This is a genomic window from Amycolatopsis sp. NPDC088138, assembly GCF_044741685.1.
Taxonomy (GTDB): Bacteria; Actinomycetota; Actinomycetes; order Mycobacteriales; family Pseudonocardiaceae; genus Amycolatopsis.
The window spans coordinates 439,463-463,852 of sequence record NZ_JBIUTB010000007.1; the positions used below are offsets into that span (position 1 = coordinate 439,463).

Annotated in this window: 27 protein-coding genes and 2 tRNA genes; 16 read left to right on the plus strand and 13 right to left on the minus strand. The window is 70.2% G+C overall.

The genetic code is table 11. From position 1 onward, the window contains the following. The first annotated feature begins 22 nt into the window (after positions 1–22). Together ACIOD2_RS38680 and ACIOD2_RS38685 are read left to right on the plus strand one after the other, a co-directional pair. A complete protein-coding gene (locus tag ACIOD2_RS38680) occupies positions 23–232 on the plus strand; it encodes a CsbD family protein (RefSeq protein WP_323325705.1) in 210 nt (69 codons plus the stop codon). Between the two features lie 33 nt (positions 233–265). After that, positions 266–353 (plus strand) — tRNA-Ser (locus ACIOD2_RS38685). Between the two features lie 76 nt (positions 354–429). Here the strand turns inward: ACIOD2_RS38685 and ACIOD2_RS38690 are convergent. Further along, positions 430–1,377, minus strand: a complete 948-nt coding sequence (locus tag ACIOD2_RS38690) for a Kelch repeat-containing protein (protein WP_400549800.1) — start codon at positions 1,375–1,377, stop codon at positions 430–432. Positions 1,378–1,561: 184 nt separating this feature from the next. Between ACIOD2_RS38690 and ACIOD2_RS38695 the strand changes: the two genes are divergently transcribed. After that, complete coding sequence (locus ACIOD2_RS38695; protein ID WP_400549802.1) at positions 1,562–2,344, plus strand: SDR family oxidoreductase; 783 nt, start codon at positions 1,562–1,564, stop codon at positions 2,342–2,344. Here the strand turns inward: ACIOD2_RS38695 and ACIOD2_RS38700 are convergent. Both ACIOD2_RS38700 and ACIOD2_RS38705 read right to left on the minus strand, forming a co-directional pair. Further along, positions 2,337–2,909 carry a hypothetical protein gene (locus tag ACIOD2_RS38700; RefSeq protein WP_400549804.1) on the minus strand — a complete coding sequence of 191 codons (573 nt, stop codon included), beginning with the start codon at positions 2,907–2,909 and terminating at the stop codon, positions 2,337–2,339. The genes ACIOD2_RS38695 and ACIOD2_RS38700 overlap by 8 nt on opposite strands. Next, the gene (locus ACIOD2_RS38705; protein WP_400549806.1) at positions 2,906–3,280 is read right to left on the minus strand and encodes a hypothetical protein; all 375 of its coding nucleotides are present in this window, start codon (positions 3,278–3,280) and stop codon (positions 2,906–2,908) included. The genes ACIOD2_RS38700 and ACIOD2_RS38705 overlap by 4 nt, the downstream gene beginning before the upstream one ends. A gap of 323 nt (positions 3,281–3,603) precedes the next feature. Between ACIOD2_RS38705 and ACIOD2_RS38710 the strand changes: the two genes are divergently transcribed. Next, positions 3,604–4,521, plus strand: coding sequence for a TauD/TfdA dioxygenase family protein (locus ACIOD2_RS38710; RefSeq protein WP_400549808.1), 918 nt, complete (start codon positions 3,604–3,606; stop codon positions 4,519–4,521). A gap of 16 nt (positions 4,522–4,537) precedes the next feature. After that, complete coding sequence (locus ACIOD2_RS38715) at positions 4,538–4,984, plus strand: limonene-1,2-epoxide hydrolase family protein (protein WP_400549810.1); 447 nt, start codon at positions 4,538–4,540, stop codon at positions 4,982–4,984. A gap of 290 nt (positions 4,985–5,274) precedes the next feature. Here the strand turns inward: ACIOD2_RS38715 and ACIOD2_RS38720 are convergent, their stop codons facing one another. Then, positions 5,275–6,231, minus strand: coding sequence for a CapA family protein (locus ACIOD2_RS38720; protein WP_400549812.1), 957 nt, complete (start codon positions 6,229–6,231; stop codon positions 5,275–5,277). Positions 6,232–6,357: 126 nt separating this feature from the next. Here ACIOD2_RS38720 and ACIOD2_RS38725 point away from each other — a divergent pair, with 126 nt between their 5' ends. From ACIOD2_RS38725 to ACIOD2_RS38755, 7 genes are all read left to right on the plus strand, one after another. Then, on the plus strand, positions 6,358–8,841 hold the full coding sequence (locus tag ACIOD2_RS38725) for an endonuclease/exonuclease/phosphatase family protein (RefSeq protein ID WP_400549814.1): 2,484 nt from the start codon (positions 6,358–6,360) through the stop codon (positions 8,839–8,841). 146 nt (positions 8,842–8,987) lie between these two features. After that, positions 8,988–9,500: a hypothetical protein gene (locus ACIOD2_RS38730; RefSeq protein ID WP_400549816.1), complete on the plus strand. Its 513-nt coding sequence runs from the start codon at positions 8,988–8,990 to the stop codon at positions 9,498–9,500. After that, the gene (locus ACIOD2_RS38735; RefSeq protein ID WP_400549818.1) at positions 9,497–10,696 is read left to right on the plus strand and encodes a putative T7SS-secreted protein; all 1,200 of its coding nucleotides are present in this window, start codon (positions 9,497–9,499) and stop codon (positions 10,694–10,696) included. The genes ACIOD2_RS38730 and ACIOD2_RS38735 overlap by 4 nt, the downstream gene beginning before the upstream one ends. Then, a complete protein-coding gene (locus ACIOD2_RS38740) occupies positions 10,696–11,271 on the plus strand; it encodes a hypothetical protein (RefSeq protein ID WP_400549820.1) in 576 nt (191 codons plus the stop codon). Before ACIOD2_RS38735 ends, ACIOD2_RS38740 begins: the two co-directional genes overlap by 1 nt. Beyond that, on the plus strand, positions 11,268–11,609 hold the full coding sequence (locus ACIOD2_RS38745; protein WP_400549822.1) for a hypothetical protein: 342 nt from the start codon (positions 11,268–11,270) through the stop codon (positions 11,607–11,609). The genes ACIOD2_RS38740 and ACIOD2_RS38745 overlap by 4 nt, the downstream gene beginning before the upstream one ends. Then, positions 11,597–12,106: a hypothetical protein gene (locus ACIOD2_RS38750; RefSeq protein WP_400549824.1), complete on the plus strand. Its 510-nt coding sequence runs from the start codon at positions 11,597–11,599 to the stop codon at positions 12,104–12,106. The genes ACIOD2_RS38745 and ACIOD2_RS38750 overlap by 13 nt, the downstream gene beginning before the upstream one ends. Beyond that, positions 12,103–12,480 (plus strand): YbaB/EbfC family DNA-binding protein, encoded by a 378-nt coding sequence (locus tag ACIOD2_RS38755; protein WP_400549826.1) that lies wholly within the window; start codon positions 12,103–12,105, stop codon positions 12,478–12,480. Before ACIOD2_RS38750 ends, ACIOD2_RS38755 begins: the two co-directional genes overlap by 4 nt. 1 nt (position 12,481) lies before the next feature. Here the strand turns inward: ACIOD2_RS38755 and ACIOD2_RS38760 are convergent, their stop codons facing one another. The 6 genes from ACIOD2_RS38760 to ACIOD2_RS38785 form a co-directional block, all read right to left on the minus strand. Further along, positions 12,482–12,889 carry a hypothetical protein gene (locus ACIOD2_RS38760; protein ID WP_400549828.1) on the minus strand — a complete coding sequence of 136 codons (408 nt, stop codon included), beginning with the start codon at positions 12,887–12,889 and terminating at the stop codon, positions 12,482–12,484. Next, positions 12,889–15,615 (minus strand): FtsK/SpoIIIE domain-containing protein, encoded by a 2,727-nt coding sequence (locus ACIOD2_RS38765; RefSeq protein WP_400549830.1) that lies wholly within the window; start codon positions 15,613–15,615, stop codon positions 12,889–12,891. Before ACIOD2_RS38765 ends, ACIOD2_RS38760 begins: the two co-directional genes overlap by 1 nt. A gap of 33 nt (positions 15,616–15,648) precedes the next feature. After that, on the minus strand, positions 15,649–15,894 hold the full coding sequence (locus tag ACIOD2_RS38770) for a hypothetical protein (protein WP_400549832.1): 246 nt from the start codon (positions 15,892–15,894) through the stop codon (positions 15,649–15,651). A gap of 4 nt (positions 15,895–15,898) precedes the next feature. Further along, entirely contained in the window at positions 15,899–16,159 is a 261-nt protein-coding gene (locus ACIOD2_RS38775; protein ID WP_285457569.1) for a hypothetical protein, read from the minus strand. A 588-nt stretch (positions 16,160–16,747) separates the two neighbouring features. Continuing rightward, positions 16,748–16,832, minus strand: a tRNA-Ser gene (locus ACIOD2_RS38780). A 44-nt stretch (positions 16,833–16,876) separates the two neighbouring features. After that, positions 16,877–17,629: a PP2C family protein-serine/threonine phosphatase gene (locus ACIOD2_RS38785; RefSeq protein ID WP_400549834.1), complete on the minus strand. Its 753-nt coding sequence runs from the start codon at positions 17,627–17,629 to the stop codon at positions 16,877–16,879. A 77-nt stretch (positions 17,630–17,706) separates the two neighbouring features. On the opposite strand from ACIOD2_RS38785, the gene ACIOD2_RS38790 reads away from it, so the two are divergent. Together ACIOD2_RS38790 and ACIOD2_RS38795 are read left to right on the plus strand one after the other, a co-directional pair. Then, positions 17,707–19,401 carry an N-6 DNA methylase gene (locus ACIOD2_RS38790; RefSeq protein WP_400549836.1) on the plus strand — a complete coding sequence of 565 codons (1,695 nt, stop codon included), beginning with the start codon at positions 17,707–17,709 and terminating at the stop codon, positions 19,399–19,401. A gap of 15 nt (positions 19,402–19,416) precedes the next feature. Continuing rightward, complete coding sequence (locus ACIOD2_RS38795; RefSeq protein ID WP_400549838.1) at positions 19,417–20,307, plus strand: serine/threonine-protein kinase; 891 nt, start codon at positions 19,417–19,419, stop codon at positions 20,305–20,307. On the opposite strand, the gene ACIOD2_RS38800 is transcribed toward ACIOD2_RS38795, so the two are convergent. Both ACIOD2_RS38800 and ACIOD2_RS38805 read right to left on the minus strand, forming a co-directional pair. Beyond that, positions 20,297–20,806, minus strand: coding sequence for a hypothetical protein (locus tag ACIOD2_RS38800; protein ID WP_400549840.1), 510 nt, complete (start codon positions 20,804–20,806; stop codon positions 20,297–20,299). The two genes, ACIOD2_RS38795 and ACIOD2_RS38800, sit on opposite strands and share 11 nt — an antisense overlap. 113 nt (positions 20,807–20,919) lie before the next feature. After that, a complete protein-coding gene (locus tag ACIOD2_RS38805; protein ID WP_400549842.1) occupies positions 20,920–21,441 on the minus strand; it encodes a GrpB family protein in 522 nt (173 codons plus the stop codon). A gap of 109 nt (positions 21,442–21,550) precedes the next feature. On the opposite strand from ACIOD2_RS38805, the gene ACIOD2_RS38810 reads away from it, so the two are divergent. After that, positions 21,551–22,204 carry a L,D-transpeptidase family protein gene (locus tag ACIOD2_RS38810; protein ID WP_400549844.1) on the plus strand — a complete coding sequence of 218 codons (654 nt, stop codon included), beginning with the start codon at positions 21,551–21,553 and terminating at the stop codon, positions 22,202–22,204. 141 nt (positions 22,205–22,345) lie between these two features. After that, a complete protein-coding gene (locus ACIOD2_RS38815) occupies positions 22,346–22,873 on the plus strand; it encodes a L,D-transpeptidase (RefSeq protein ID WP_400549846.1) in 528 nt (175 codons plus the stop codon). Here the strand turns inward: ACIOD2_RS38815 and ACIOD2_RS38820 are convergent. After that, entirely contained in the window at positions 22,866–24,386 is a 1,521-nt protein-coding gene (locus ACIOD2_RS38820; protein WP_400549848.1) for a 3-hydroxyacyl-CoA dehydrogenase, read from the minus strand. The two genes, ACIOD2_RS38815 and ACIOD2_RS38820, sit on opposite strands and share 8 nt — an antisense overlap. Between the last annotated feature and the right edge of the window lie 4 nt (positions 24,387–24,390).

Consider the following 24,390-nt stretch of genomic DNA (forward strand, 5'->3'; position numbering starts at 1 on the left):
CGAAGGAGGAACCGTCGTGACGATGAAGGACAAGGTCCAGCAGGCAGTCGGCGGCGCTCGCGAGAAGCTCGGAGACGTGACCGGCAACCGGCGTCTGAGGGCATCCGGCCGAGCCCAGCGAAGGACCGCCCAGGTCCGCGAAGTGGCCCACGACCTGCGAGACAAGGCGAGCGGCGTGATCCGGGACGTCCAGTCCCGGCGCCGGCCCGAGCGGCCCGCTGACCCCATGTGAGACAGCGGGAGGCCCTCCGGTATATTTCTCGGCGGTGGCGTGTCCGAGCGGCCGAAGGAGCACGACTCGAAATCGTGTGACGGCTAATCCCCGTCCGTGGGTTCAAATCCCACCGCCACCGCTCTTGAGCAAGCGAGACACCCGGCTCCCCGCAAAGGGACGCCGGGTGTTTTGCTGTGGTGCCTCAGGTTTCTTGCTCAGCCGGTGTGGGGGACTTTCAGCGCGAGCACGTCCGAGGTGATCGTGGGGGCGCCGTCGATGACCGGGCTCCCGCCGATCGCCAGCACCTTGTTGCCGGATTCGCGGGCGCAGCCGAACGCCGCCGTGCCGTGGGGAAGCAGCGTGCTCAGCAGCTCCCACTTTCCGCTGTGCACGTCGAAGACCTCGGTGGTGCGGTGACGGGCCAGGCGATCACTCGCCGGGCCGGGGCCGCCGCCGACCACCACGATGCGGGTTTCGGGGCCGTTCGTGAGCACGGTCGCTGCCGGCACACCTCGCGGCTGGTGCATCGAACGCACGGCTTCCCATCGGTCGGAGTTCGGTGAATACCGTTCCACCGTCCGGTACGCCTCCTGGATCCTGCTGAGCGCACCGCCGATCGCGTACAGGTGCCCGCCCGCCGCGACGAGTCTGTGGCGGGCTCTAGGGCTCAGCATCGACGCGACCGGCGTCCAGCGGTCCGCCTGCGGATCGAACGCGAGCACGGAGTCGGTGGCGTGTTCGTTGTCGTCGGGGTTGTCCTTGTCGAGGACGCCGCCGGCGACGTAGAGCACTCCGTCCAGGCTGGCGGCGGAGGTGGCCCCGCGGGCGGCCGGCAGCGGCCGGCAGGTGGTCCACTGATCGTCGTCGGGGTCATAGCGCTCGACGACGGCGGTGCCTTGGTCGTCCGGTTCACCTTGGACGATGCCGCCGATGGCGTAGATCATCCCGTCGAGGACGCCGACCGCGTGGTTGCCTCGTGGCGTGTGCATCGGGGCGACATCGTGCCATTCACCGTCCCCGTGGACCCGGCGGGTTTCGACGGACCCGAGAAACCCCGTTACGGCCACGCCGCCGATGACGTAGATCTGCCCGCCGGTCGTCGCCACGTCATGGGCGAACCGCCCGGTGTGCAACGGTGGCCGATCTTTCCATGGTTTGCTCATTTTCTCCGCCCTCGTTCTTCAGTGATCTATTCCCTGGTAGCGCAAGGGATTAAGAAGGAGGTCTCGTCCGTGCGAGCATTTGTTCCACTTCCGGGCACGTCGATACCGAATCGCGTCCTTGACTTGAAGGGGGCTTGAAGTGTGAGCCTGGGCAGGTACCGGGCGATCACCGAAGGAGCACACCATGACCGTTCTTGTCACCGGGGCCACCGGCCACACCGGACGCCACGTCGTCAGCGGCCTGGTGGACGCCGGCGTGGGGGTTCGTGTTCTTGTCCGGGATCCGGGGAAAGCGTCCGAAGGTGTGGACGTCGTGCAAGGTGACATCACTGATCTCGCCGAAGCCGCCGAGGGAGTTGACGCCGTTTACCTGCTCTGGCCCTCCTTCGATGCGAAGGGGATTGAAGCCGCCGTGGAACCGTTGAAGGGCAAGAAGATCATCTATCTCTCCGCGATGAGCGCGGAGCAGGGTGGTGTTTGGGGCGACGTCGAAAAGGCCGTCCAAAAGATCACCGACGACTGGACGTTCCTCAGGGTCACCGGCCTCGCCACCAACGCCCTCGGGTGGGCGGAGCAAGCCAAGAACGGTGTCGTGCGGGGGCCCTATGGTGAAGCCAAAAGGTCACTCGTGCACGAGCGCGATGTCGCCGATATGGCGGTGAAAGCGCTCATCTCGGACCACGCCGAGCAGGTCTACCTCGTCACCGGGCCGGAGGCGATCACCCAGGCCGAACAGGTGAGACTCATCGGGGACGCCTTGGGAACGCCGGCGGTGTGGGAAGAACAGCCGATCGCGGAAGCGAAGGCGGAGCTGATTCGGCAAATGGGTGCGGAATTCGCGGCCGGCGCGCTGGACTATTGGGCGTCGCTGGTCGAGGAACCGGAGCCCGTGTCGCTGGACGTCGCCCGCGTCACCGGGCATCCCGCGCGGCCCTTCGAGGACTGGGCCCGGGAGCACTTCAGCTGAGGTCGACCGCCGGGGTCGTCAGCGGTTCCAGTTCCGCGGCGAGGGAAGACAGCGAGGCGACCTTCTGCTGGACCGTGCGGACCACCGACGCGCACGCGCCGCTGACCGTGCTCACCACCTCGGCCGATCGGTCGTCCGACAGGACCGCTGACGCCGCCGGTTCCGCGGCTTCGGCGATCGCGGCGACCTCGGCCGATGTCGACCGGGCCAGGGCGTCCAGGTAGTCGGCGATGCGTTCACCCAGCGCCGCGGTCGACGCCGCCGCGCGGGCGGCCTCGGCGTACTGACCGTCCACTGTGTCCGCCCAGGTGCCGAACGTTTCCGCGCTGCCGCCGGTTTCCGCGTGGTCGACTCCGGTGCGGAACTCGGCAGCAGCCGTCGTCACCACGGTGGAACCCGCGTCGACCGCCGCGGCCGAGGTGCGGATCGCCGAGGGAGCGCAGTCGAGGTGGCGCAGGATCGCGACCGGGTCCGGGGCGCCGATCCGGCCCGCGGCCGCCCGAAGCGTCGACAGCCGCGACGCGGCCGAGGTCAGCGCCGGGTGTTCGAACAGTTCGAGCGTCACGGCGCCACCGCGATCCGCCCCCGGAAGCCCGAACTCTTCGTGGTGTCGGCCGCCATCCGGAGCCGGCCGGCCAGGTCCGACGTCGCGTCGCCGAGGACGCGCGCGTCCGCTTCCCGGGCCGCGAGAGCGGACGACCAGCGGGCCGCGAGCTCGCGGGCCTGCGCCGAGATGCCGAACGGCGTCGAGTCGACGCGGGCCTCGGCGAACCGGCCGGCGGCCTTGTCGTCCGCGGCTGCGGCTTGATCCAGCTGGTCGGCTGCTGTGCGGAGCCGGTCAGGCCTCTTTGGGGGGTTCCGGGTGGCAAAGCCCCCGGCCCCGGGGCGAAGCCCCGGGAAGTCACTGTCGATCCGCGAGCCTCTGCCTTCCGGCATGGGGTGACCTCCGTCGTCAAGGGCGCTCACTCGATCGTGGAAGATCTTGCCTCATGGGCCCGGGCCGCCCGCATCGCGGTGACCTGCGGCATTGGGGCGTTCCACCAAGTGGACGTCTTGACCGCGGGGCGGGACAACGGTGACCATGAACCCATGCCCGCCACCTCGGAAAGCACGCCGATCCGGTGGCACGATCGCGCCTCCAAGCGGTCGGTTGGGGAAGGCACCGTGGAGCTGCTCCTGCGCCGCGGCCGCCTGGGCTCACCCCCTGCCTGACGCGAGCCCGGCGTCCGAAATCCCCCGAAAACCTTTGGAGCACAACCATGTCCGTAGACCTGCCTGCCCGGATTCAGTTACGCGAGGCCGTGACGCCCGCCGACGGCATCGTCGAAGGCCCGCGTGTCCTGCACCAGACGTCCGAACCGTACGAGCTGTTCACCCTCCGCCCGCTCGGCCGGGTGATCGGCGCGGAGATCGAAGGTGTCGATCTCCGCGAAGCCGTGACCCCTGAGCTGCGAGAAGAGCTCAACCGCGCGCTGCTCGAGTGGAAGGTGGTCTTCTTCCGCGACCAGCGGATCACGTCGGCGCAGCAGCGCGCCTTCGCCGCGAACTGGGGTGAGCTGGAGACCAACCCGTTCATCGCGCGGGGCGACGACGACCACGTCACGCGCTTCGAGCGCACGGCCGCCATGCCCGGCTACGAGAACATCTGGCACACCGACGTCACCTGGCGGCCCAACCCGGCGCTCGGCTCGGTGCTGCGGCTGATCGAGGTGCCGCCGGTCGGCGGCGACACGATGTGGGCCGACATGGCCGCCGCCTACGACAACCTGCCCGAAGACGTCCGCGCCCGCATCGACGGCCTCACCGCGGTGCACGACTACCTCCCCGGCTTCGACCGGTTCGCCGACCCGGCGCTGCTCGCGCAGTGGCAGGAGCGGTTCCCGCCGGTCGAGCACCCGGTGGTTCGGACGCACCCGGAGACCGGGCGGCGCACCCTGTTCGTCAACCAGGCGTTCACGACGCACATCGTCGGACTGGAGCGCGCCGAGAGCGACCGGCTGCTGCGGTACCTGTTCCTGCAGGCGCACACGCCCGAGTTCCAGGTGCGGTTCAGCTGGCGGCCGGACTCGGTGGCCTTCTGGGACAACCGCGCGACGCAGCACTACGCGGTGAACGACTACCACCCGCACGTCCGGATCGCGGAGCGCGTCGCCATCGCGGGCGACCGGCCGTTCTGAGCCTTAGCCTGAGGGCATGACCGAAGACCCCCAAGCAGTGGTGACCGGTTTCCTCAAGGCTCTGGAAGACCTCGACATCGACCGCGCGCTGACGTTCGCGGCGAGCGACATCGTGTACCAGAACGTGCCGTTGCCGCCCGCCCGCGGCGTCGCGGCGGTCGAAAAGCAGCTGCGGCTGATGGCCCGGTTCGGCTCCGGGTTCGAAGCGCGGACACACCACATCGCCGCGGACGGCAACGTCGTGCTCACCGAACGCACCGACGTGCTGCGCCGCGGCGCGTGGGAAGCGGAGTTCTGGGTGTGCGGCACGTTCGAGGTCGAAGGTGGCCGGATCGTGCTGTGGCGCGACTACTTCGACTGGACGACGGTGCTCGCGGCGAGTGCGAAGGGCGCCGGGCGGGTCGCGCTGGCCGGCGCGCGGTCGCTCATCGGCCGTTATCGGGCGAGGTCCGCTGTCCGCTGACCCGGTTACGGCCGCGGTCGTGGGCCCGAAGGTCCACGACCGCGGCGGTCCCCAGTACCAGCACGAACACGCAGCTGAGAACGATCAACCCCCACATGATCATTCTCCCTCCCCCCGTGTCGTGCTGACTTCTTGTGCCTCCTGAGTGGTGCGCGCCACTTTCCCGGCGGCTGGAACAGACCGTACCGCTGCTTCACACCGGTGACTCCGGTCCTTGACCTGCATTTAAGGCAGATGCGCCGGATGGGTGACAGGCGTAACGCGAGCTGTAACTCCTCGCGCGCGATCCGTTACGCCCCAACGCCTAGTCCGCCGACGGAGGCGATCCCGTCCCGGACGGAGATGGTCGTGGAGCGCAGCGCGGAGGCGTCCGCGACGTGGCGCAGCACCTTCACCGCTTCGTCGCCGGAAAGCGGTTCGCACTCGTTGTCGGCGTTCCGCCGTACCGGGATGAGCTCGAGGCGGGGTTCGTCGCCGAACATGCAGCCGGCCAGCAGTCCGTCGACGTGCCGTCCGCGCATCGCCGGCCAGTCGAACACCAGGTTGCCGAGGCTGTAGAGGATCGCGCGGCCGCGGTACACCTCGACGGCCTGGATCGTGTGTGGCCCATGCCCGGCGACCAGATCGGCACCCGCGTCGATCGCCGCTCGCCCGTAGGTCACCTGGTACTCGGTGAGGTCCGTGCCCGGCAGGCCCCAGTGCATCGAGACGACGACGTGGTCGTTGCCGGCTTTTGCGCGCTGCACGTCCGCGACGAGCCGCTCCAGGTGTTCGGGCAGCGGCGTCGTGCGGACGAGAGGTGGCCGTCCCGGGATCTCGGCGACGCGCGGGTCCGGCTGGTAGGCGGTGGTCGCAAACGCTTGCGCGACCCCTGGTGAGTCCGCCTGCGCGATGTGGCTGTGTGCCGAACGAAGCGACGTGTATGCGAGGAAAGCGACCTTCTGCCCGTTCCGGTCGAGTACGGCGGGAGTGTGGGCGGATTCGAGGTTCACGCCGGCGCCGCAGTGTGCGACCCCGGCGTGGTCGAGCACCGGGAGGCTCGTCATCGCGCTGAGGTCGTTGGCGCACGAGACGACGTCGATGGTGGCCGACGTCAACGCTTCGGCCATGGTCGTATCGAGTGGACCTTCCAGATTCACGAAGCGGAGATCGGCGCCCTGGAGCAGGGGATTCAACGGTTCGAACGCCTTCGACGGCTCCGCGCGGCCCTGAACGTTGACGTCCCCGCCGAGTACCAGCGTGATCACGAAACCTGCTCTGCCGATCGAGTGACGACGAAAGTAGTTGTTACGAATCGTTGCATCTTTGTCTTCCTGCTCCTCATCTGTTCGGGGGACTATGCCACGACTGTTCAAGCAAAAAGGGGACTCAGGGTGACCAAGACCCACAGATCCAAGGCTGCGCTGACCGTGGCCGTCGCGTCGGGCCTGGTGCTCGGCGGGGTGGCCGCACCGGCCGCCTTCGCCGCACCCAGCGCCGACGCGGTCATCGCCGAGGTCTACGGCGGTGGCGGCAACTCCGGCGCCACAATCACCAACGACTTCGTCGAACTCGGCAACCACGGTACTGCGGCCGCGAGCCTGGCCGGCTTCAGCGTCCAGTACCTGCCCGGTTCGCCGAGCGCGTCGAGCACCTGGCAGGTGACGCAGCTGACCGGCAGCGTCGCGCCGAACGGGCGTTATCTGGTGGCCGAGGGCAAGGGTGCCGGGGGCACCGTCGCACTGCCCGCGCCGGACGCGACCGGCACGATCCAGATGTCGGCGACCGCGGGCACGATCGCCCTCGTCTCCGGGACCACCGCGCTGACCTGCAAGACCGCCGCGGACTGCGCGGCCGACACCCGGGTCAAGGACCTCGTCGGGTTCGGCACCGCCACCGTCCGGGAGGGCAACCCGACCGCCGCGCCGTCGAACTCGACGTCCGTCGCGCGCGGTGCGGCGCTGGCCGACACCGACGACAACGCCACCGACTTCACCACCGGCGACCCGACCCCGACGAACGCCGCGGGCGAGACCACCGGCGGCAGTGGCCCCGGCGAGCCGGGGACGCCCGCGAAGATCCACGAAATCCAGGGCACCACGCGGATCTCGCCGTTCAAGGACCAGAAGGTCAGCGGCGTCACCGGGGTCGTCACCGCGACCCGGACCTTCGGTTCGTCCCGCGGCTTCTGGATCACCGACCCGGCTCCGGACAGTGACCCGCGCACCAGCGAGGGCCTGTTCGTGTTCACCGGCTCGACCAGCCCGGCCGTCAACGTGGGTGACGCCGTGACCGCGACCGGCACCGTCCGCGAGTTCTACCCGGACACGCCGTCGACGTCGGTCTACCAGTCGCTGACCGAGCTGAGCAGTGCACAGTGGACGGTCGACTCGCACGACAACGCGCTGCCCGCGCCGACCGTGCTGAGCCCGGCGACGGTGCCGGAGACGTACGCGCCGTCGCCCGGCGGGAACATCGAAGCGCTGCCCCTGGAGCCGGCGAAGTACGCGCTGGACTTCTGGGAGGCGCACGAGAGCGAGATCGTGAGCGTCACCGACGCCCGCGTCGTCGGCCCGTCGAACTCGTTCAACGAGCTGTACGTGACGACCAAGCCGGACCAGCACAAGTCGGTCCGCGGCGGCAGCGTCTACCTGGGCTACGACAAGCTCAACAGCGGTGTCCTCAAGGTGCAGTCGCTGATCTCGTTCGACCAGCGGCCGTTCCCGAAGCTCAACGTCGGGGACGCGCTGACCGGCGTCACGTCCGGGCCGGTCGAGTACAGCACCTTCGGTGGCTACACGCTGCTCGCCAGCGTGCTCGGGGCCGAGAAGGACAACGGGCTGCAGGCCGAGACCACGCGCAAGCAGCGCACGGGTGAGCTGGCCGTGGCGACCTACAACGTCGAGAACCTGGCGCCGAGCGACCCGCAGGCGAAGTACGACCGGCTCGGCGAGGCGATCGTGACGCACCTGGCCACGCCGGACATCGTGAACCTGGAGGAGATCCAGGACAACACGGGCGCGACCGACGACGGTGTCGTCGCCGCGGACCAGACCCTGCAGAAGTTCACCGACGCCATCGTCGCCAAGGGTGGCCCGCGCTACCAGTGGCGCTCGATCGACCCGGTGAACGACCAGGACGGTGGCCAGCCGGGCGGCAACATCCGGGTGGCGTTCCTGTACAACCCGGCTCGGGTGTCCTTTGTGGACCGCCCGGGTGGGACGCCGACCACGCCGGTGGGCGTGACGAAGGACCACGGCAAGACGCACCTGACGGCGTCGCCGGGCCGTGTCGACCCGGCGAACGACGCCTGGACGGCCAGCCGCAAGCCGCTGGCCGGCGAGTTCGTCTTCCAGGGCCGCACGGTGTTCGTCATCGCCAACCACTTCAACTCGAAGGGCGGCGACCAGCCGACGCACGGCCGCAACCAGCCGCCGGTGCGCAGTTCCGAGGTGCAGCGCGCCAAGCAGGCGACCCTGCTGCGCGGGTTCGTCGACCAGCTCCTGGCGTCGGACAAGAACGCCAACGTCGTGGTGGCGGGCGACCTGAACGACTACCCGTTCTCGCCGGCCGTCCAGACGCTCACCGCGGGTGGCGTGCTGAAGGACCTGATCGCGTCGGTGCCGGAGGCGGAGCGCTACAGCTACGTGTTCGAGGGCCAGTCGCAGGTGCTGGACCACATCCTGGCGTCGAAAGCGCTGCGAGGGGTGGACTACGACGTCGTCCACATCAACGCGGAGTTCGCCGACCAGGCCAGTGACCACGACCCGCAGGTGATCCGGTTCCGGCCGAGCACGGGCAACGCGATCCAGGACGCGCTGTACGACCTGCTCGACTACCTGGAGCAGGTGCTCGGGAAGTACTTCCCGCAGCCGTAGTAGTCGCTTTTCCGAAGGCCGCCATCGGGCTTTGCCCGGTGGCGGCCTTCTTTGTGCCCACTCCTTCGGGTGACGTTGGGTGACTTCGAAACCGCTCTGCGTGTTCAGTCGTCTTACCGGTTGATGGGGACCACAGGGAGGGTGGCGTGGACGGTTACGCGGTGAAGGTCGAGGAGCTGGGCAAGCTCATCGGCGACCTCGGCACAGCGGCGGACGGAATGGCTGACGCGAACAGGAAGCTCGGCGGCGGCGGGGCGTTCGGTTCGCTCGGCCACGCTGACCTGGGCCGCGCGGGCGTCGAGTTCGAGGAGGCCTGGCGGTACGGCATCGGGCGGCTCGGTGACGCGGCTGTCGGGATCACGGAGCGGCTGAAGGAGGCGAAGGGGAAGTACGAGCGGATCGAGGCCGAGTTCGGCGGGGAGCTGGGGAAGTTCGGCTCCGCGGTGTTCGGCTCGGGTGATGGTCCGGTGGGCGGCGGGATCACGGGCGGGATGCCGGGCGTGGGTGAGCTGACGGACCAGCCGGGCGACGGCCCGGTCGGCGGCGGCTACACGGGCGGAGCGCCGGGCATCGGCAAGCCGGCGGGCCGGGAGGATCGCCCGGTCGGTGGCGGCGCGACCGGTGGCATCACCGACATCCTGAACGGCCACGGCCGATGAGTGCCCGCGACTTCCCGGCCCTGGGCTTCGACCCCGCGCCCGGTGAACTTGACGGCATCACCGACCTGGCCGGCAAGTACCGCGTCGTGAGCCGCGATCTGGCGGAGGCGAACGTGTCGCTGCGCGAGATCGTCACCAAGCAGGGTGTCTGGCAGGGCGACGCGAGCGAGGCGTTCGCCCGGCGCGTCGGACCGCTGCCCGGGTACCTCGACGGCGCGGCCAAGTCGATGGGTCAGGCCGCCGACGCGCTGGATGCCTGGTGTCACGACCTCGGTGACCTGCAGAAACGCGCGACCGACCTGGAGGCCCGCGCGGAGGCGGCGGCGCGCGCGGCGGAGGAGGCTCGGGCGAACCCCGACCTCGCGCTGGCGAACCGGACGTTCCAGGACCAGCCGTCGTTGCAGATCGCGCAGCGGCTGCTGGACAACGCGGGCTCGCAGCTCGAGAACGCTCTCGACGGCTGCCAGAACGTCCAAGACGCGGCGAAGCAGCTGCTGGCCGAGCACACCGAGGCGGCGGGGCGGGTCGCGGAGCTGCTGAGGAAGGCGAAGGAGCTGGCCCCGGACGAGCCGGATCTGCTCGACAAGCTGGGCGACGCTGTGGGCGGCGCGCTGACGGACCTGTCGAACACCCTGGCCGACTCGGTGGACGAGGTCGGGAACTTCGTTCAGGACCATGCCGAGGTGATCTCGAAGGTCTCCGACGTCACGGGCGATCTGGGCAACATGCTCGGCATCGTCAGCGACTGCTTGCCCCCGCCCGCCGACATCATCGTGGGCGCGATCGCCACGGGGTTGGGAGCCGGGGCCCTGGAAGGCCACTTGGTGGCGAAAGCAGCCGGTGCCGATGTGGCTCCCGAGACCCTTACGTTCGATGCCCTCGGCGCGGTCACGTCGCTGGTGGGTGCCGTTCCCGGGGTTTCGGAAACCGTAGCCAAAGCGGTCACCTTCACCGGCTGGGGACTGCTCGGGGAACAGGTGGGAGGCGAGCTGGCCGCCGATGGCATGGGCAAGAAGTTCGAAGGCCCGCTCGGCGACCTCGAGCAGTACTGGGTGCCGAAGGACGCCGTCCAGTGGAGCGTGGTCGCGGCTTCGCCGGCCGGGGTCGCTTACTGGAACGCCGTCGACGCCGGCACCAAAGCCGACAACGCGCCTGACCGTCGTCGTGAACGGGCGGAAGACGAGGTGTGGAACTGATGCCGCTGCAGATCGACCTGCCGCCCGGCTTCGCCGGGATGCCGGTGGGCAGTGACGACAAGATGAACCGCGGGCACGCCTGGACCGTCGCGGAGAACCTGGCGTCCGGAGCGGGTAAGAGCGTCGAGGAGTTCGGCAGCTACCTGATGGCGCTGGTGCCGGCCATGCAGGCCAACGGCATCCGCGTGTTCGGCAAGTTCGCCGTCGGACCGCGGCCGTCGGATGTCGCGACCCTGACGCTGGGCGTGGTGCGGTGGCCCGAGACCGCGCCCGGCAACCCGGACGCCGTTGTCTCGGCCATGGCCGAGCAGTACCGGAGCAGCCATCCCCGCGCGGTTGTCCAGCCGGTGCGGCTGCCGATCGGCCCGGCCGTCGTCGCGATCAGCGGTGGTGAGTTCCACCTGCCGGAGGGGGACGTACGCGCGCAGATCAAGGCCGAGTACCAGATTCCGTTGCCGGACGGCCGGTCCGTGGTGGTGCTTTCGGTCGCCGCGGGGTCCGATGACGCCTGGCCGGCCGTGGCCGAGGCGACAGCTCGGGTGGCTTGGAGCTTGCGCGGCCAGGAGAACGCATGAGTGCGTGGACGCTGGCCGCGGACGCCCCGGCGTCTCCGGTGGCGTACGTGCTCGGTTTCATCGTGATCGGCGGCCTCGTGGCCGGCGGCCTGACGATGACCATCATCCGCATCGTGAGGTCCAGGAAGCCTCGGGACAAGCAGATGGCGCTCCTGGCCGCGCAGCTCGATGGTCGTGATCAGGTGTCCGTCCGGATGATGGAGATCGGCCTGGCGCAGGAAGATCTCCTCCGAGTCGCGCACAGCCGTGGTTACGCTCTGATCGAGCACCGGGTCACCAAGTACTACGAGTTCGTCCGCGCGCCGCACCGGGTGCCGCCGGGGCAGTGGCCGACGTGAACCTAGCCGGCAGTAAATTCAACGGCAGTACCACTGAGTACTTCGAGACGCTCGGAATCTTCGTCGCGCTCGTGATCGTCGGTATCTCGGTGGCTCTCTTCGTGAGGAGCCGGATCGACAAGCGCCGGCGGGCCGGCATCCGGCTGCTCGTCCAGCGGCTCGATGGGCGCCCGCTCGTCTATGTCCCCTACGCCGAATGTGCCCTGTCTGTGCCGGATGTGTTGAGCACGGCGCAGGCCCACGGTTACGCCTTGACTCCGAATCCGGCGGCACTGCGGTACGAGTTCGCGCGTGGCGCGCCCCAGACGGCGTTCACGGGCAACCCCCGGGCGGCGTACGTCGCGCAGATGCTGGACGGCAGGCCGCTCTACCGGCTGATCGCCGCCTTCGAGGAGCTGACCCTTCCCGAGCTGATGGTGCTCGCCCACAGCCGGGGGTACACCGTGCAACGGAACCAGAAGTACTACGAATTCATGCGGTATTCGGGGAGAACATGAACAATCCACAGCTGATCGAAGAGATGCGCTGGCAGCTCAAGCAGGTCGAGGACCGCAAGGCCGAGAACCAGCGGCTGCTCGCGGGGATCGCGGGGAGCGGGCACACGACCGTCGTCTCGCCGGACGGGAGTGTCACCGTGCTCGCCGGGCCCGGCGGTGTCGTCAGCGAAGTGCGGCTCGCGACCGAGGCCATGCGGTACGACGCCGTCAGTCTCAGCCGGACCATCACCGCCGCCATCCGGGAAGCCGTTGCCGCCGGTGGCCGGCTGGCGAGTCCGCAGCAACCGCAAGCGCCACAAGCGCCGCAACGGCAGCCACCGCGCAGGCAGGTTCCGGACGACGTCGATACCTACGACACCGTCTTCGACGTCTGAGCTAGGCCTGTGGCGGTTCCTCCCCGCGCTTCGCCGCCGCGCGCTTGGCTCGCCAGCCCAGGCCCAGGACCGCCTGGACCAGTTCCTGGTAGCTCGGCTTGACCTCCTCGAGGTAGCGCTCGAGGTAGGCCGCGCGGGCCGTCGAAACCGCGCGGGGGTTGTCGCCCGGAGGGAGCCAAGTCAGGCCCTGGATGTTGTGCAGGGCCATCTTCCACCAGCGCGTCGCGCGCTCGGACGCGCGCTGTTCGCGTTCGGCCGCCACCTCGATCGCGGCCTGGGCTTCTTCGATCTCCGCTTCTAGCTCCTGCGCGCGGTTCAGCTCCCAGGCGCGCAGGTTCTCCGCCGAGCCTCGCGAAAGGGCGATGGTCTCCTTGTACCGCATGGCCGCGGTGGCACCGTCGTCGGTCATTACTCGTTCTCCGGACGCTGGAACGGGATGATCACTTCGGGTGCGCCGTGCGTCGTCCGGTCGAAGAACAACGCGCGGCCCGGGCGCGGTGACCAGTGCACGACCTGGCCGGCCGCGAACGGTGCGAGCTCGTTGCCCTGGACGTCGAGTGCCGCCCACGCGCCGATGTCGTCGGTGCCCGCGAACCCCAGCGTGTCCTTGAGCCGGGCGATGCTGCGCCACCAGCCGATCGTGTGGATGCCGTGGGTCGGGCCCTGCTTCAGGATCACGCGCAGGTGGTCGAGCCCGCTCTTGAGCTGCCCGACCGCCTTCGCCTCGAGGTAGGGCAGGGCCGCGTCGACGCCGTAGAGCAGCAGGATCTTCGCGCCGCCGGTCATCGAGCCCGTCATCGACTCGAGGACGCCGGTCAGGTCGTCGACGAGGGTTGCCGCATGGCCGTCTTCGCGCAGCCGGTAGGTCAGCTCCAGCGCGGCCGGCGCGCACGCCTCGATCGGGCAGCTCAGCAGGAACTCGACCTCCCCGGCGTCGTACTGCCGCGACAGCGAGCGCGCGGAAGAGTCCATGATGGACAGCGCCTCGGCGGTGGCGGACCCGAGCACCGCGACGTTGCGGCCCGGCGCCCGCGGCAGGTCGACGCCGCACGCGGCTTCGGTGACGTCGATCGACTGGCCCAGCAGCGCCCGCGGCTTGGACGTCGGCTTGAGGTCGAGGAACGCCGGGAACTGTTCCAGGATCGGCGAATGCGCGCCGTCGAACAGGCGCGGGCGCGGGAACCGGCCCTGGTACTCCTCCCACAGCCGGTGCTGCAGCCGGACGAACACGTTCTTGCTGCTCGCGTCCGGCACGTGGGACAGCTGGTTGCCGTGCGCGATGCCGGAGTCGTGGTTGATCACCGCGTGCCACTTCGGGGCGGACACGGCGGCGTTGTTCGTCTCGGCCAGCACGCGCCGCGCCTTCGGCATCGCGATCCGGAGCGTGCACTGCTCGAACACGGCGGGCTTGCCCCAGAACGCTTCGATGCCGGCGACGTCCTGGCTGGCCAGCACCATGTGGATGCCCTGCGACCGGCCGCGGCGGGCGATGTCCTCGAGCAGCTGCGTAGCCGTCGCGGTCACCTGGTCGCGCCCGGCGAACAGGTACTGGAACTCGTCGATCACCGCGACGATCCGCGGCCAGTGCCCGCCGGGGTCGGCTTCGCGCAGATCGGCGAGGTTGGTGACCTCGTGCTCCTTCGCCGCCGACGAACGCCGTCGCAGCTCGTCGGCGAGGAAGCGCAGCAGCGCCAAGCCGAACTCGCGGTCGGTGTTGACGTTGACGCCGACCAGCCGCGCGTGCGGCAGCCAGGTCTGGTCCTTGCGCCCCGGCGCCAGGCCGGCGAACGAGACGCCTTCCTTGAAGTCCAGCAAGTACAGCGCCAGCTCGTTCGGCGTGTACCGCGCCGCGAGGCTGCCGAGCAGCGCGTACAGGAAGTTCGTCTTGCCCGACCCGGACGGTCCGCCGATCAGCGCGTGCGGGCTCGCGTCCCCGATCACGACCTCGACCGGCTCGCCCTCGAAGAAGCCCACCGGGCCACGGAGTTCCCGCGCCGAGCTGTGGTGCCCGAGCTCGGCCGGGAGCAGGTCGTCGAACGACCGGGGCCCGCCCTGCTTGGCGATCAGCGCCTTGGCGATCTTGTCGGTGGCGCGGAGCACCTGCGAGGACGGCATCGGCGGATCGAGGTCGACGATCAGGTCGGTGCCGGTCATGCTGCTGATCGCGTGCCGGTCGTCGGTCAGGCTCAGGGTTTCGACCGGGGCGCTGACCGCGGTCGGCACGTCGATCATGATCAGGCAGATGCCCGCGGCCAGCGCACCGCTCGCGACGCGCTTGAGGTCGCGGGCGCGCTCCGGGTCGAGGGTTTCGCCGTTGCCGTACAGCACTGCCACGCGGAACGGCTCGATCCGCTGCTGCTGCGCGATCCGCAGTTCCCGCAACGACGTGTGGCCCGCCTGCATCCCGGTGGCGTGGATCCGGCGGATGTGCCCGGCCAGCTCGTCGAGGAGGTCCTCCAGCCGTCCCGGGTCGTACAGCGAGAGCGCGCTGGTGCTGTTGAGTGGGTACAGGTCGGGCAGGATCGCGGTCAGCTGCCCGACGTCCCACAGGTGCACGCGCACCGCGCCGGGCTCGAACGTCGAAAGCACGCGGATCAGCAGGTTCTGCACGATGCCGTCGATCGTGGGACGGGTCTTCGGCGCCGACGTGATCGCCAGGTGCGACTCGTCGAGCAGCGGGACGGCGACGTCGAACTTGCGGGTCGGGTCACCGCCGGCCGCCGTCGCCGAGCCGACGCGCCACAGGCCGGGCGACGTGAGGCCGGCGTTGTGGCCTACCTGCCCGAGCCACTCGCCGGGTTTCTCGCCGGCCGGGCCGGGTGCGTTCTGCGCGACCAGTTCGCGCAGCGTGGCCGGGCCCTGGCTCCAGTCGGTGTAGTAGGCGCTGCGGACCGCGCCGAGCGCGCCGAAGACCTCGTGCGCGGCGGGGTGGCGGGACCACTCGTTCTGCCGCTCGGTGCTGGCGTGGTTCATGCCGACCTGGACGATGGCGCGCTCGAGCTCGAGCTTGGCCAGGTCGGCTTCGGCGGCTTGACGGGCTCCGGCCGCGGCTCCCAGCACCAGCCCGATCTGGTGGCGGACCCGGTCGAGTGCGGTTTCGACGCGGTTGCGTTGCTCGGCTGACTTGTTGGCCATCGGCGTCCCCAAGAAAAGGTGTCCCGGAAAGGATTACAGGCGTGACCGGTATCCGCTCACCAGATCCTCGGCGGAGGCCAGGCGGCCGAGGAGCTGATCCAGCCCCTCGCCGGCCTGCGCGTACTGCGAGGGGAGCCAGGGATCGGCCTTGGCCTGGGCGTCCACCAGCGCCTGCCGGGCTTCCCCGAGCAGGCTTGTGGCCCGCTCGGAGTGGGCGCGCGCGTCGGCGAGCCCGGCCACGACGGCGGTGAGCAGCTGGTGAAGTTCGGCTAGTGACATCCGGCTAGAGACGCGCCGAGTACGAGTCGGCGGACGAAATGCTGGCCTGGATGGTGCTCTGCATGCCACTGATGTCGTGCAAAGCCTGGGCCAGCAGGCCGTGGGCCTGACTCACTTCGTGCTGGCTGCTCCCCTGCGTCGCTTGTGCGAGCGACTGCTGGGCTTCTTCGAGAGACTGCGCTGCTTGCTGGAGGGCGGCGATGCCTGCGGACGCCTTTTCGTTGGCGAGCGCGATGCCAGCGCGGATCTCTTCGACTCCGGCCATCGGGCCTCTACTCCTCGAGTCTGGTTGTTCTTGCGGGGGCGGAAATCTATTGAAACAGATCCACGACTCACCGTGATCATCTGATGATGCCCAGTGACCGCGAGTCCGGAATCAGCAAGGCCCCGGACGCAGGAACGTCCGGGGCCTGGCCGATCACGGTGCGTGCGGGGGTCAACCCGGCACGAACACCGCATTTTGGCGTCGTTGGCCTGCACTGCCCCAGGTCAGAGCGTTTTTCGTGCCACTTCGGGCCTCTCTGAACGGGGGCGGTCGAGGTTGTGGGGAGACTATCGCGGCCTGGCCGAAGGGTTGCGCTCAGCCCTGTTCGTAACTCCCTGCCACCGCACAAGAAACTTCAGTGCAGTTTTGAAGATGTCTCACGTTAGGCCTGGTGGACGAGCGCGCGCAGGGCCGGGCGACGCAGTCGCGGAATTGCCCGGATCTCGTGAACGGCGCTCGGCGGCCACCGCGAGTGCGAAGGCCCGCTGTCGAGGCGTGGATTCGGGGCGGGACACCGGATCCCGGGCCGGTAATGACGAAACGCCGGGCGGCCTGTAAGGGCTTCCCGGCGTTTCGCCTGATCAAGCGCGGAGGATACAGGATTCGAACCTGCGAGGGCGTGAACCCAACACGCTTTCCAAGCGTGCGCCTTAGGCCGCTCGGCCAATCCTCCGCAGGAGACGATACCGGATGCCCTTCCGCCGCTTCGAAGGCGGGTCAGGCGACGAGATCGGCGACGTCGGCGATGACGCAGGTGATGTTGTCGGGGCCGCCGCCTTCGTTGGCCAGGCGGATCAGCTCCGGGACCAGTTCGGCGGGGTCGGTGCCGCTCTCGAGGGTGTCGCGCAGGGTCTGTTCGGTGACCGGGCCGCTGAGGCCGTCCGAGCAGAGCAGGTAGCGGTCGCCCGGCTTCGCTTTGAACGTCCAGATGTCGGGGTCGCTCGAGCCTGCCGTCTGCAGGGCTCGCATCAGCAGGGAGCGGCGCGGGTGGGAGTCGGCGTCTTCGGCGGCGACGCGGCCGTCCTCGACCAGGGCCTGGACGAGCGTGTGGTCGCGGGTCAGCCGGCGAAGGCCGCCGTCGCGCAGGAGGTAGCCGCGGGAGTCGCCGACGTGGGCCGCGGCGAACGTGACGCCGTCGAACAGCAGGGTGGTGAGGGTGGTGCCCATGCCTTCGGTCGTGGGCTCCTGCGCGGCGACCTCGGTCAGCCGCTCGGCGATCGACTTGACGACACCGGCGAGCGTCGCCGTCAGGTCGATGGTCGTGAGGTCGACCCGGCGCAGGTCGACGTCCAATTCACGCAGCACGTCGACGGCGGTCGCGCTGGCCACTTCGCCGTGCGGCTGACCGCCGATGCCGTCGGCGACGGCGAGCAGGCGGGAACTCGCGTACAGCGAGTCCTCGTTGATCCGGCGCCGCCTGCCGACGTCCGACCCCGCGGCGTACCGCAGGACGTACCGATCGTGTGTCATGCTCCCATGAAAGCATTGGTTGACTGAGTTCACAAGCATGTCGGCTGAATGGACCATCCTCCGATAGAGTCCTCGCCATGGACGACGACGCCACGGTCAGCGCGGCAGACATCGCGCGCCTCGCCGGGGTCGGCCGGGCCGCGGTGAGCAACTGGCGCCGCCGCTACCACGACTTCCCGCAGCCGGTCGGCGGCACGGCGTCGAGCCCGCTGTTCAGTCTGTCCGACGTCGCCGGCTGGTTCCACGCCCGTGGCAAGAAGTTCGAGCTGACCGAAGGTGAACGCGCTTGGCAGCGCCTGCGCGCCCTCGGCGACGACCTCGACCTCGCCGAGCGCGTGAGCCGTGCGGGCGCCTTCTTCGCCTTCCAGGCCGGGCTTTCCGACACCTTCGACCGCAAGCTCGCCGACCCCGAGCTGCTCACCCTGCTCAGCGAGATGACGCACCGGGCCGGCCCGGTCGAAGCGTTCGAGTTGTTGTGCCGCCGGTACTTCGAGGCGCACTCGCGACGGCTGTCGACCACGCCGGAGCCGGTCGCCGAGCTGATGGCGCGGCTCGCCGGGCCGGTCTCGGCCATCCTCGACCCGGCGTGCGGCTTCGGTGCACTCGCCCTCGCGAGCGGCGCGAAGACCGTGCTGGGCCAGGACAGCGACCCGATGACGGCGTCCATCGCGTCGCTGCGGCTGCGGTTGCGCGGCATCGAGGCCGAGGTCCACGCCGTCGACGCGCTGCGCGAAGACGCCTTCGCGGGCCGGACGGCCGAAGCCGTGCTGTGCGACCCGCCGTTCAACGAACGCGCCTGGGGTCACGACGAGCTGGTCGGCGACGCGCGCTGGGAGTATGGCCTGCCACCGCGCGGCGAGCCGGAGCTCGCCTGGGTGCAGCACTGCCTGGCGCACGTCGAACCCGGTGGCACGGTGGTGATCCTGATGCCGGGCGCGGCCGCCGGGCGGCGCAGCGGAAAGCGCATCCGCGGCAACCTGCTGCGCGCGGGCGCGGTCCGCGCGGTGGTCACGCTGACGTCGGCGGGCCCGGACCTCTGGCTCCTGCGACGCCCGGTGCCCGGCAAGCGCCCGCCGTCCACCGTGCTGCTCGCCGAGTCGGGCGATGATCTGTCCACAGTGGAAGAAGAGTGGCTGGAGTTCCTGGCGCGGCCCGAAACCGGCGTCCGGATCATCGACCTGCTCGACGACGACGTCGACCTCTCGCCGGCCCGGTGGCGGGCCAGGGACGAGGATCCCGGGCAGGCGTTCCAGGCCGTGCGGGAGCGGTTCGACGAGCTGGCCCCGCAGCTGCCGCCGCTGGCGACGGCGGACGTCGAGCAGACGTTCACGACCATCGGCGAGCTGGTCAAGGCCGGCGTCGTCGAGGTGCGGCACGCCGCGCGGGCCGACGCCGAGCCGCCGGTCGCGGAGGCGGGTGACGTCGTGGCGTCGGTGACCGGCATCGCCTACGTCCACAGTGGACCGTCGCAGCCGGTGGGGGCCGGGCTGACGGTGTACCGCGTCGACCCGAACCGGCTGGACGCCGACTTCCTCGCCGGCTGCCTGCGCGCGGCCGACCTGCCGGCCACCTCCGCGTCGACCCGGATCGACAGCAGGCGGGTACGGGTCCCGCGCTGCCCGCTCGACGTCCAGTACCGGTACGGCCTGGTCTTCCAGCAGCTGGCCGAGTTCGACGACGTTCTGCGCGAGGCGGCCGAAACCGGGCGTGAGCTGGTCCGGCTAGGCTTTGCCGGACTCGTCGAAGGACGGCTGCGCCCGGGAGGGCTCTGAGCCCGAGGGGAACGGATGCTGATCGCCGACCGCTACGAGCTCGACGAACTGCCGCTCGGCCGCGGCGGGATGGGCGCGGTGCACGGCGGGCACGACCGCAGGCTGGGCCGTCGCGTCGCGATCAAGCTGCTCAGACTCCCCGGCCGCGACGAAGAGCTCGAAGCCCGCTTCGCCCGCGAAGCAAGGATCCTGGCGACGCTCGACCATCCGGGCGTACCGGCGCTGTACGACTACGGCACGCACGACGACCGGTTGTTCCAGGTCATGCAGTTCGTCGAGGGCGTGACGGTGGCCGACCTGCTCGCCGAACACGGGCCGCTGCCGGTGCCGTGGGCCGCGGCGATCGCGGCGCAGGCGTGCGCGGTGCTGACCGCCGCCCACGCCCTCGCGGTGTGCCACCGCGACCTCAAGCCGTCGAACCTGATGCTCGGCCCGGACGGCGGGGTGAAGGTGATGGACTTCGGGCTCGCCGTGCTGCGCGAGGCCGACGCCGCGCAGTTCACGCGGGCCGGGCAGCTGCTGGGGACGCCGTCGTACATGGCGCCCGAGCAGATCCAGCGCGGTGGCGCCGAACCGCGCAGCGACCTCTACGCGCTCGGCTGCGTGCTGCACGAGATGCTCACCGGGCAACGGCTCTTCGACGGGCCCACGGCGTACGCGGTGTTCGAGCGCCAGGTCAAGGAGCTGCCGCTCCCGGTGGCGGGGATTCCGAAGCAGCTCAACGGGTTGCTCGCCGAGATGCTGGCCAAGGACCCCGAAGACCGGCCGTCCGGCGCGGCGGCGCTGTACGACCGGCTGGGGCCGTTCGTCACCGGGCTGCCGCCGCTGCCAGGGTTCCTGGCTCCGCCGTCGGTGGCCAGTCCGGGCCGGATGTACGCCCGGATGCTGGGCCGCGTCAGCGGCTGACGCGCACCGCACCCCGGTCGGCCAGCGGCAGGCCGGCGAGCTGGATGCGGCGGTAGGTCGTCGCGTTCTGCACCGCGATGCTGACGCCGACGGTGAGCGCGATCGACGCCGACGACAGCGGGCCGGCGACGCCGAGCACGGTGGCCAGCGCGACCAGTCCGATCCGGACACCGATCGTCAGCACCCAGAGGCCGATCGTGACGGCCGAACCCTTCTGGAAGGTCGTTCCCTCGCGCGCGGTCAGCGTCGTCGTGGTGCTGCGGAGCACGCCGAGCCCGGCGAGCAGGACCAGGTCGACGCCGAGGAAGCCGAGTTCGGCGGCCGACGCACCGGGCAGCGCCTTGAGCGTCAGGTAACCGCCGACCACGACGAGGAGCAGCGGCAGCGTCACCAGCGACCTGCGATCGAGCAGGGTGCCGCGGACCTGCTTGTAGACGACGCGGTACAGGACGACGCCGGCGATGGCGACGTAGAGCAGGACGGTGGCGATGCTGGACATCGGAGGCTCCCGGGTTTCGAAGGTGCTTCCAGCTTCGGCCTCCGGCCGTCCCATTACGTCGGCGTACGGATCGGTCCCGGGTGGACCCCGGCCTCAACCCCGGGGTGGACGCGCTACTCCTCCCAGACCGGCTCCGGCGGCAGGCCGCGCTCGGCGCGGGCGGCGTCGGACAGCTCCTGGATGAGGTCGGTCTTCGCCCGGGTGTACGCGTCACCGGACATTCCGGACGCCGCCAGCTTCTGCTTCAGCTCGCCGTACCGGAGCGCGGCTTCCGGGTACTTCCGCAGGTGGGCGGCCAGAATCCGCTCCTTGTTGTGCTCCCAGTTCGTCGGCGGGAAGACGTGCAGGTGGTGGGTGCGGACGTCGCCGTCACGCCGGACGAACAGCAGCCGTCCCGGGGCGCCGAAGTCCTCGGCGCGGTAGCCGAGGCCGTCGAACAGGTCCGGCGGGACGGCGTCGAGGTCGGGCGCGAGCGCGGCGACGTCGATGATCGGCTTGGCCGGGAGGCCCGGCACCGACGTGCTGCCGACGTGCTCGACCTCGGTGAACCGGTCGCCGGCCACGGCGAGGATCTCGGCGCGGGCCTCGGCGAAGTGCTGGGGCCAGGCCGGGTTGTAGGGGGAAACGATCACCATCGGGTCATCATCTACCCAATCGTGACCTTCGTGGACGAACCTCTGGTGGGTGAACCCCGTCTTTAGGGGTGTCCAAGAGCGTGATCGAGTCTTCTGGGGGTACGGGATCGTGAAGAGGCTTCTGGTGGGAGCGGCGGCGCTGGCCACGGCGTTCGTGCTGACCGCGTGCTCCGGCGGGGCGTCCGGTACCGGCGGGAACGTCGGCGGCGGGGCGGTCGCGGCGGGCGCCGGCGGCGGATCGCCGACTCCGACGTCGACCAGCGCGTCCCCGACGCCCGCCACGTCAACCAGCGCGACGCCGACGCCGACCCCGTCGACGACCAAGCCGGCGCCGACCAGCACCACCCCCAAGCCGAAGCCCAAGCCCAAGCCGGCCCCGAAGCCCGCCGCCGACCCCGGCGTGCCGTGCGCGGCCGCCGCCGCGGCCTCGGGCACCGCCGCGTGCGTCGACCTCTCCGCGCACAAGGCGTGGATCCTTCAGGGCGGCCAGGTCGTCTACGGGCCGGTGCCGATGCTCCCGGGCCGCAAGGGCTACGCGACCCCGGCCGGCACGTTCCACGTGCTGTCGAAGGAGAAGATGCACCTGTCGAAGGAGTTCGACAACGCGAAGATGCCGAACTCGGTCTTCTTCTACCCGGGTGACGCCTTCCACACCGGCAGCCTGTCCGTGTACTCGCACGGCTGCGTCCACCTGTCGGCGAGCGCGTCCCTGAAGTTCTTCAACACGCTGCACGTCGGCGACGTCGTGCAGGTTGTCCCGTGACCCGGTGACGAAGATCTGAACCACCACGAAGCGGGCCGTCTCCGGATCTCCGGGGGCGGCCCGCTTCGTCGTGCGCACAACCTCCGGCCGTGCCACACGTCTTGGCAGATATAGGGGATCACCACGGAACACGGGGGAAACATGCGAGTACGGCGTGCGCTGGCGGCTCTGTCCACTTTGGTCGCAGCGGCGGTGCTGACCGCCTGTTCGGCCGGGGGCACCGCGGACGTCCGGCTGGCGGCCGGGACGCTGCCGCCGTCGTCCACTTCGGACACGACGGCGACGGCGACCGCTCCGGCCGAGCCCGTGATGGCACCCGGCGTGCCGTGCACGATCACCGCGAAGGCCTGCGTTTCCCTGTCCGGCAAACAGGCCTGGCTGCTCGACGAGGGCAGGATCGTCTACGGCCCGGTGAAGATCATGCCCGGCAAGAAGGGCAGCACGACGCCGGTCGGGACGTGGCACGTGCTCTACAAGGAGAAGATGCACCTCTCCAAGGAGTTCGACAACGCGCCGATGCCGAACTCGGTGTTCTTCTACAACGGCGTCGCGTTCCACCAGGGCAGCCTCGCCAAGTACTCGAACGGCTGCGTGCACCTTTCGGCCGCGGTGTCGCTGAAGTTCTTCTCCTCGCTCGACAAGGGTGACGAGGTCCAGGTCGTCAGGTGAGCAGATCCGCGGGGGTCGTCCCGGCCGCGGTGAGCGGCAGGCCGAGGGCGACACGCTCGGTGAGCCACGGGCTCGGCCGGTAGCGCGGGTCGCCGGTGGACGCCTCGAGGCCGCGCAGGATGCGCAGCACCACGTCGCCGCCGACCAGGTCGCCCCAGGCCAATGGGCCGCGCGGGTAGCCGAGTCCGAGGTGGACCGCCGTGTCGATGTCCGACGGCGTCGCGAGGTGCCGTCCAGCGATGAAGCACGCGGTGTTCACGATGGACGCCAGCAGGCGCTGGGCGATCGGGGCCGGGCCGTCGCGGACGACCGTCACCGGGTTGCCGGTGGCGGCCAGCGCACCCCAGGCCGCGCGGCCCACAGCCGGGTCGAGGCCGGGGTGCACCGACAGCGTCAGCCGTCGTTCGTAACCGCCCAGCGGGTCGACGCCGGCGACGCGCGACAGGGGCAGGCCGCCGCGAGCAGCTGCGTCCACTGTGGACTCGCCGTAGAGCGGGACGAGCAGGACCGCGTCCGGGTAGGCGTCCGACACCACGTGCACACCGGCGGCCGACAGCACGCGGGCGAGGTGCTCGTCGGCGGTGAACACCGGGCCCGTCGGCTTCGGCGGCGCCCCCGGCTCGTCCGGGTTCTGCTGCTTGCCCTCGACGTGCCGGTAGAAGCCCTCGCCGTTCTTGCGGCCGAACAGGCCGGCGGCGACGCGCGGGCGCGTCAACCACGACGGCCGCAGCCGCGGGTCGCCGTGGAAGCCGCTCCAGATGCTCTCCAGCACGGCGTGGGACACGTCGAGGCCGGTGAGGTCGAGCAGCTCGAACGGGCCGAGCTTCAGGCCGAGCACGTCACGGGCGACGCGGTCGACGTCGGCCGGCTCGGCCAGTGCCTCGTCGAGGATCTGCAGCGCCTCGGTGCCGAGCCCGCGGCCGGCGTGGTTGACCAGGAACCCGGGCGCGTCCTTCGCGAGCACCGGCTCGTGGCCCCAGGCGCGGACCAGCTCGAGGGCTTCGGCGGGCAGCCAGTCGTACGTCCGGATGCCCGGGACCACCTCGACCAGGCGCATCAGCGGCACCGGGTTGAAGAAGTGCAGGCCGACGAGCCGGCCGGGGTCGTCGAGTTCGGCGGCGATCTCGGTGACCGACAGCGAGCTGGTGTTCGTCGCGAAGACCGTCTCCTGTGGACAGACACGCTCGAGGCCCGCGAACAGCGCCCGCTTCGTCGCGAGGTCCTCGCGCACGGCTTCGACGACCAGGTCGACGCCCTCGGCGGGCGCGTCCGGCGCGTCGACCGGGACGAGCCGGTCCTTCACCGTCTGCGGGTCCTCTTCGAGCTTGCCCTTGGCGGCCAGCTTGTCGACCATCCCGCCGACGAATTCGATCGCCTTCGCGACGGCGTCGGGCTGCACGTCGGCCAGCTCGACGGTCACCCCCGCGGTCGCGGCGAGCTGGACGATCCCGCGGCCCATCACCCCGGTCCCGATCACCCGGATCCTGCCGACCTTCCCGGCCCACCCCGTCACGTCG

What these genes read in the sequence shown, in the direction of transcription:
- ACIOD2_RS38680 (WP_323325705.1), top strand. Translation starts at nt 23, where the DNA reads ATGAAGGACAAGGTCCAGCAGGCAGTCGGCGGCGCTCGCGAGAAGCTC.
- ACIOD2_RS38690 (WP_400549800.1), bottom strand. Translation starts at nt 1,377, where the DNA reads ATGAGCAAACCATGGAAAGATCGGCCACCGTTGCACACCGGGCGGTTC.
- ACIOD2_RS38695 (WP_400549802.1), top strand. Translation starts at nt 1,562, where the DNA reads ATGACCGTTCTTGTCACCGGGGCCACCGGCCACACCGGACGCCACGTC.
- ACIOD2_RS38705 (WP_400549806.1), bottom strand. Translation starts at nt 3,280, where the DNA reads ATGCCGGAAGGCAGAGGCTCGCGGATCGACAGTGACTTCCCGGGGCTT.
- ACIOD2_RS38710 (WP_400549808.1), top strand. Translation starts at nt 3,604, where the DNA reads ATGTCCGTAGACCTGCCTGCCCGGATTCAGTTACGCGAGGCCGTGACG.
- ACIOD2_RS38715 (WP_400549810.1), top strand. Translation starts at nt 4,538, where the DNA reads ATGACCGAAGACCCCCAAGCAGTGGTGACCGGTTTCCTCAAGGCTCTG.
- ACIOD2_RS38735 (WP_400549818.1), top strand. Translation starts at nt 9,497, where the DNA reads ATGAGTGCCCGCGACTTCCCGGCCCTGGGCTTCGACCCCGCGCCCGGT.
- ACIOD2_RS38740 (WP_400549820.1), top strand. Translation starts at nt 10,696, where the DNA reads ATGCCGCTGCAGATCGACCTGCCGCCCGGCTTCGCCGGGATGCCGGTG.
- ACIOD2_RS38745 (WP_400549822.1), top strand. Translation starts at nt 11,268, where the DNA reads ATGAGTGCGTGGACGCTGGCCGCGGACGCCCCGGCGTCTCCGGTGGCG.
- ACIOD2_RS38755 (WP_400549826.1), top strand. Translation starts at nt 12,103, where the DNA reads ATGAACAATCCACAGCTGATCGAAGAGATGCGCTGGCAGCTCAAGCAG.
- ACIOD2_RS38760 (WP_400549828.1), bottom strand. Translation starts at nt 12,889, where the DNA reads ATGACCGACGACGGTGCCACCGCGGCCATGCGGTACAAGGAGACCATC.
- ACIOD2_RS38765 (WP_400549830.1), bottom strand. Translation starts at nt 15,615, where the DNA reads ATGGCCAACAAGTCAGCCGAGCAACGCAACCGCGTCGAAACCGCACTC.
- ACIOD2_RS38770 (WP_400549832.1), bottom strand. Translation starts at nt 15,894, where the DNA reads ATGTCACTAGCCGAACTTCACCAGCTGCTCACCGCCGTCGTGGCCGGG.
- ACIOD2_RS38775 (WP_285457569.1), bottom strand. Translation starts at nt 16,159, where the DNA reads ATGGCCGGAGTCGAAGAGATCCGCGCTGGCATCGCGCTCGCCAACGAA.
- ACIOD2_RS38785 (WP_400549834.1), bottom strand. Translation starts at nt 17,629, where the DNA reads ATGACACACGATCGGTACGTCCTGCGGTACGCCGCGGGGTCGGACGTC.
- ACIOD2_RS38790 (WP_400549836.1), top strand. Translation starts at nt 17,707, where the DNA reads ATGGACGACGACGCCACGGTCAGCGCGGCAGACATCGCGCGCCTCGCC.
- ACIOD2_RS38795 (WP_400549838.1), top strand. Translation starts at nt 19,417, where the DNA reads ATGCTGATCGCCGACCGCTACGAGCTCGACGAACTGCCGCTCGGCCGC.
- ACIOD2_RS38800 (WP_400549840.1), bottom strand. Translation starts at nt 20,806, where the DNA reads ATGTCCAGCATCGCCACCGTCCTGCTCTACGTCGCCATCGCCGGCGTC.
- ACIOD2_RS38805 (WP_400549842.1), bottom strand. Translation starts at nt 21,441, where the DNA reads ATGGTGATCGTTTCCCCCTACAACCCGGCCTGGCCCCAGCACTTCGCC.
- ACIOD2_RS38815 (WP_400549846.1), top strand. Translation starts at nt 22,346, where the DNA reads ATGCGAGTACGGCGTGCGCTGGCGGCTCTGTCCACTTTGGTCGCAGCG.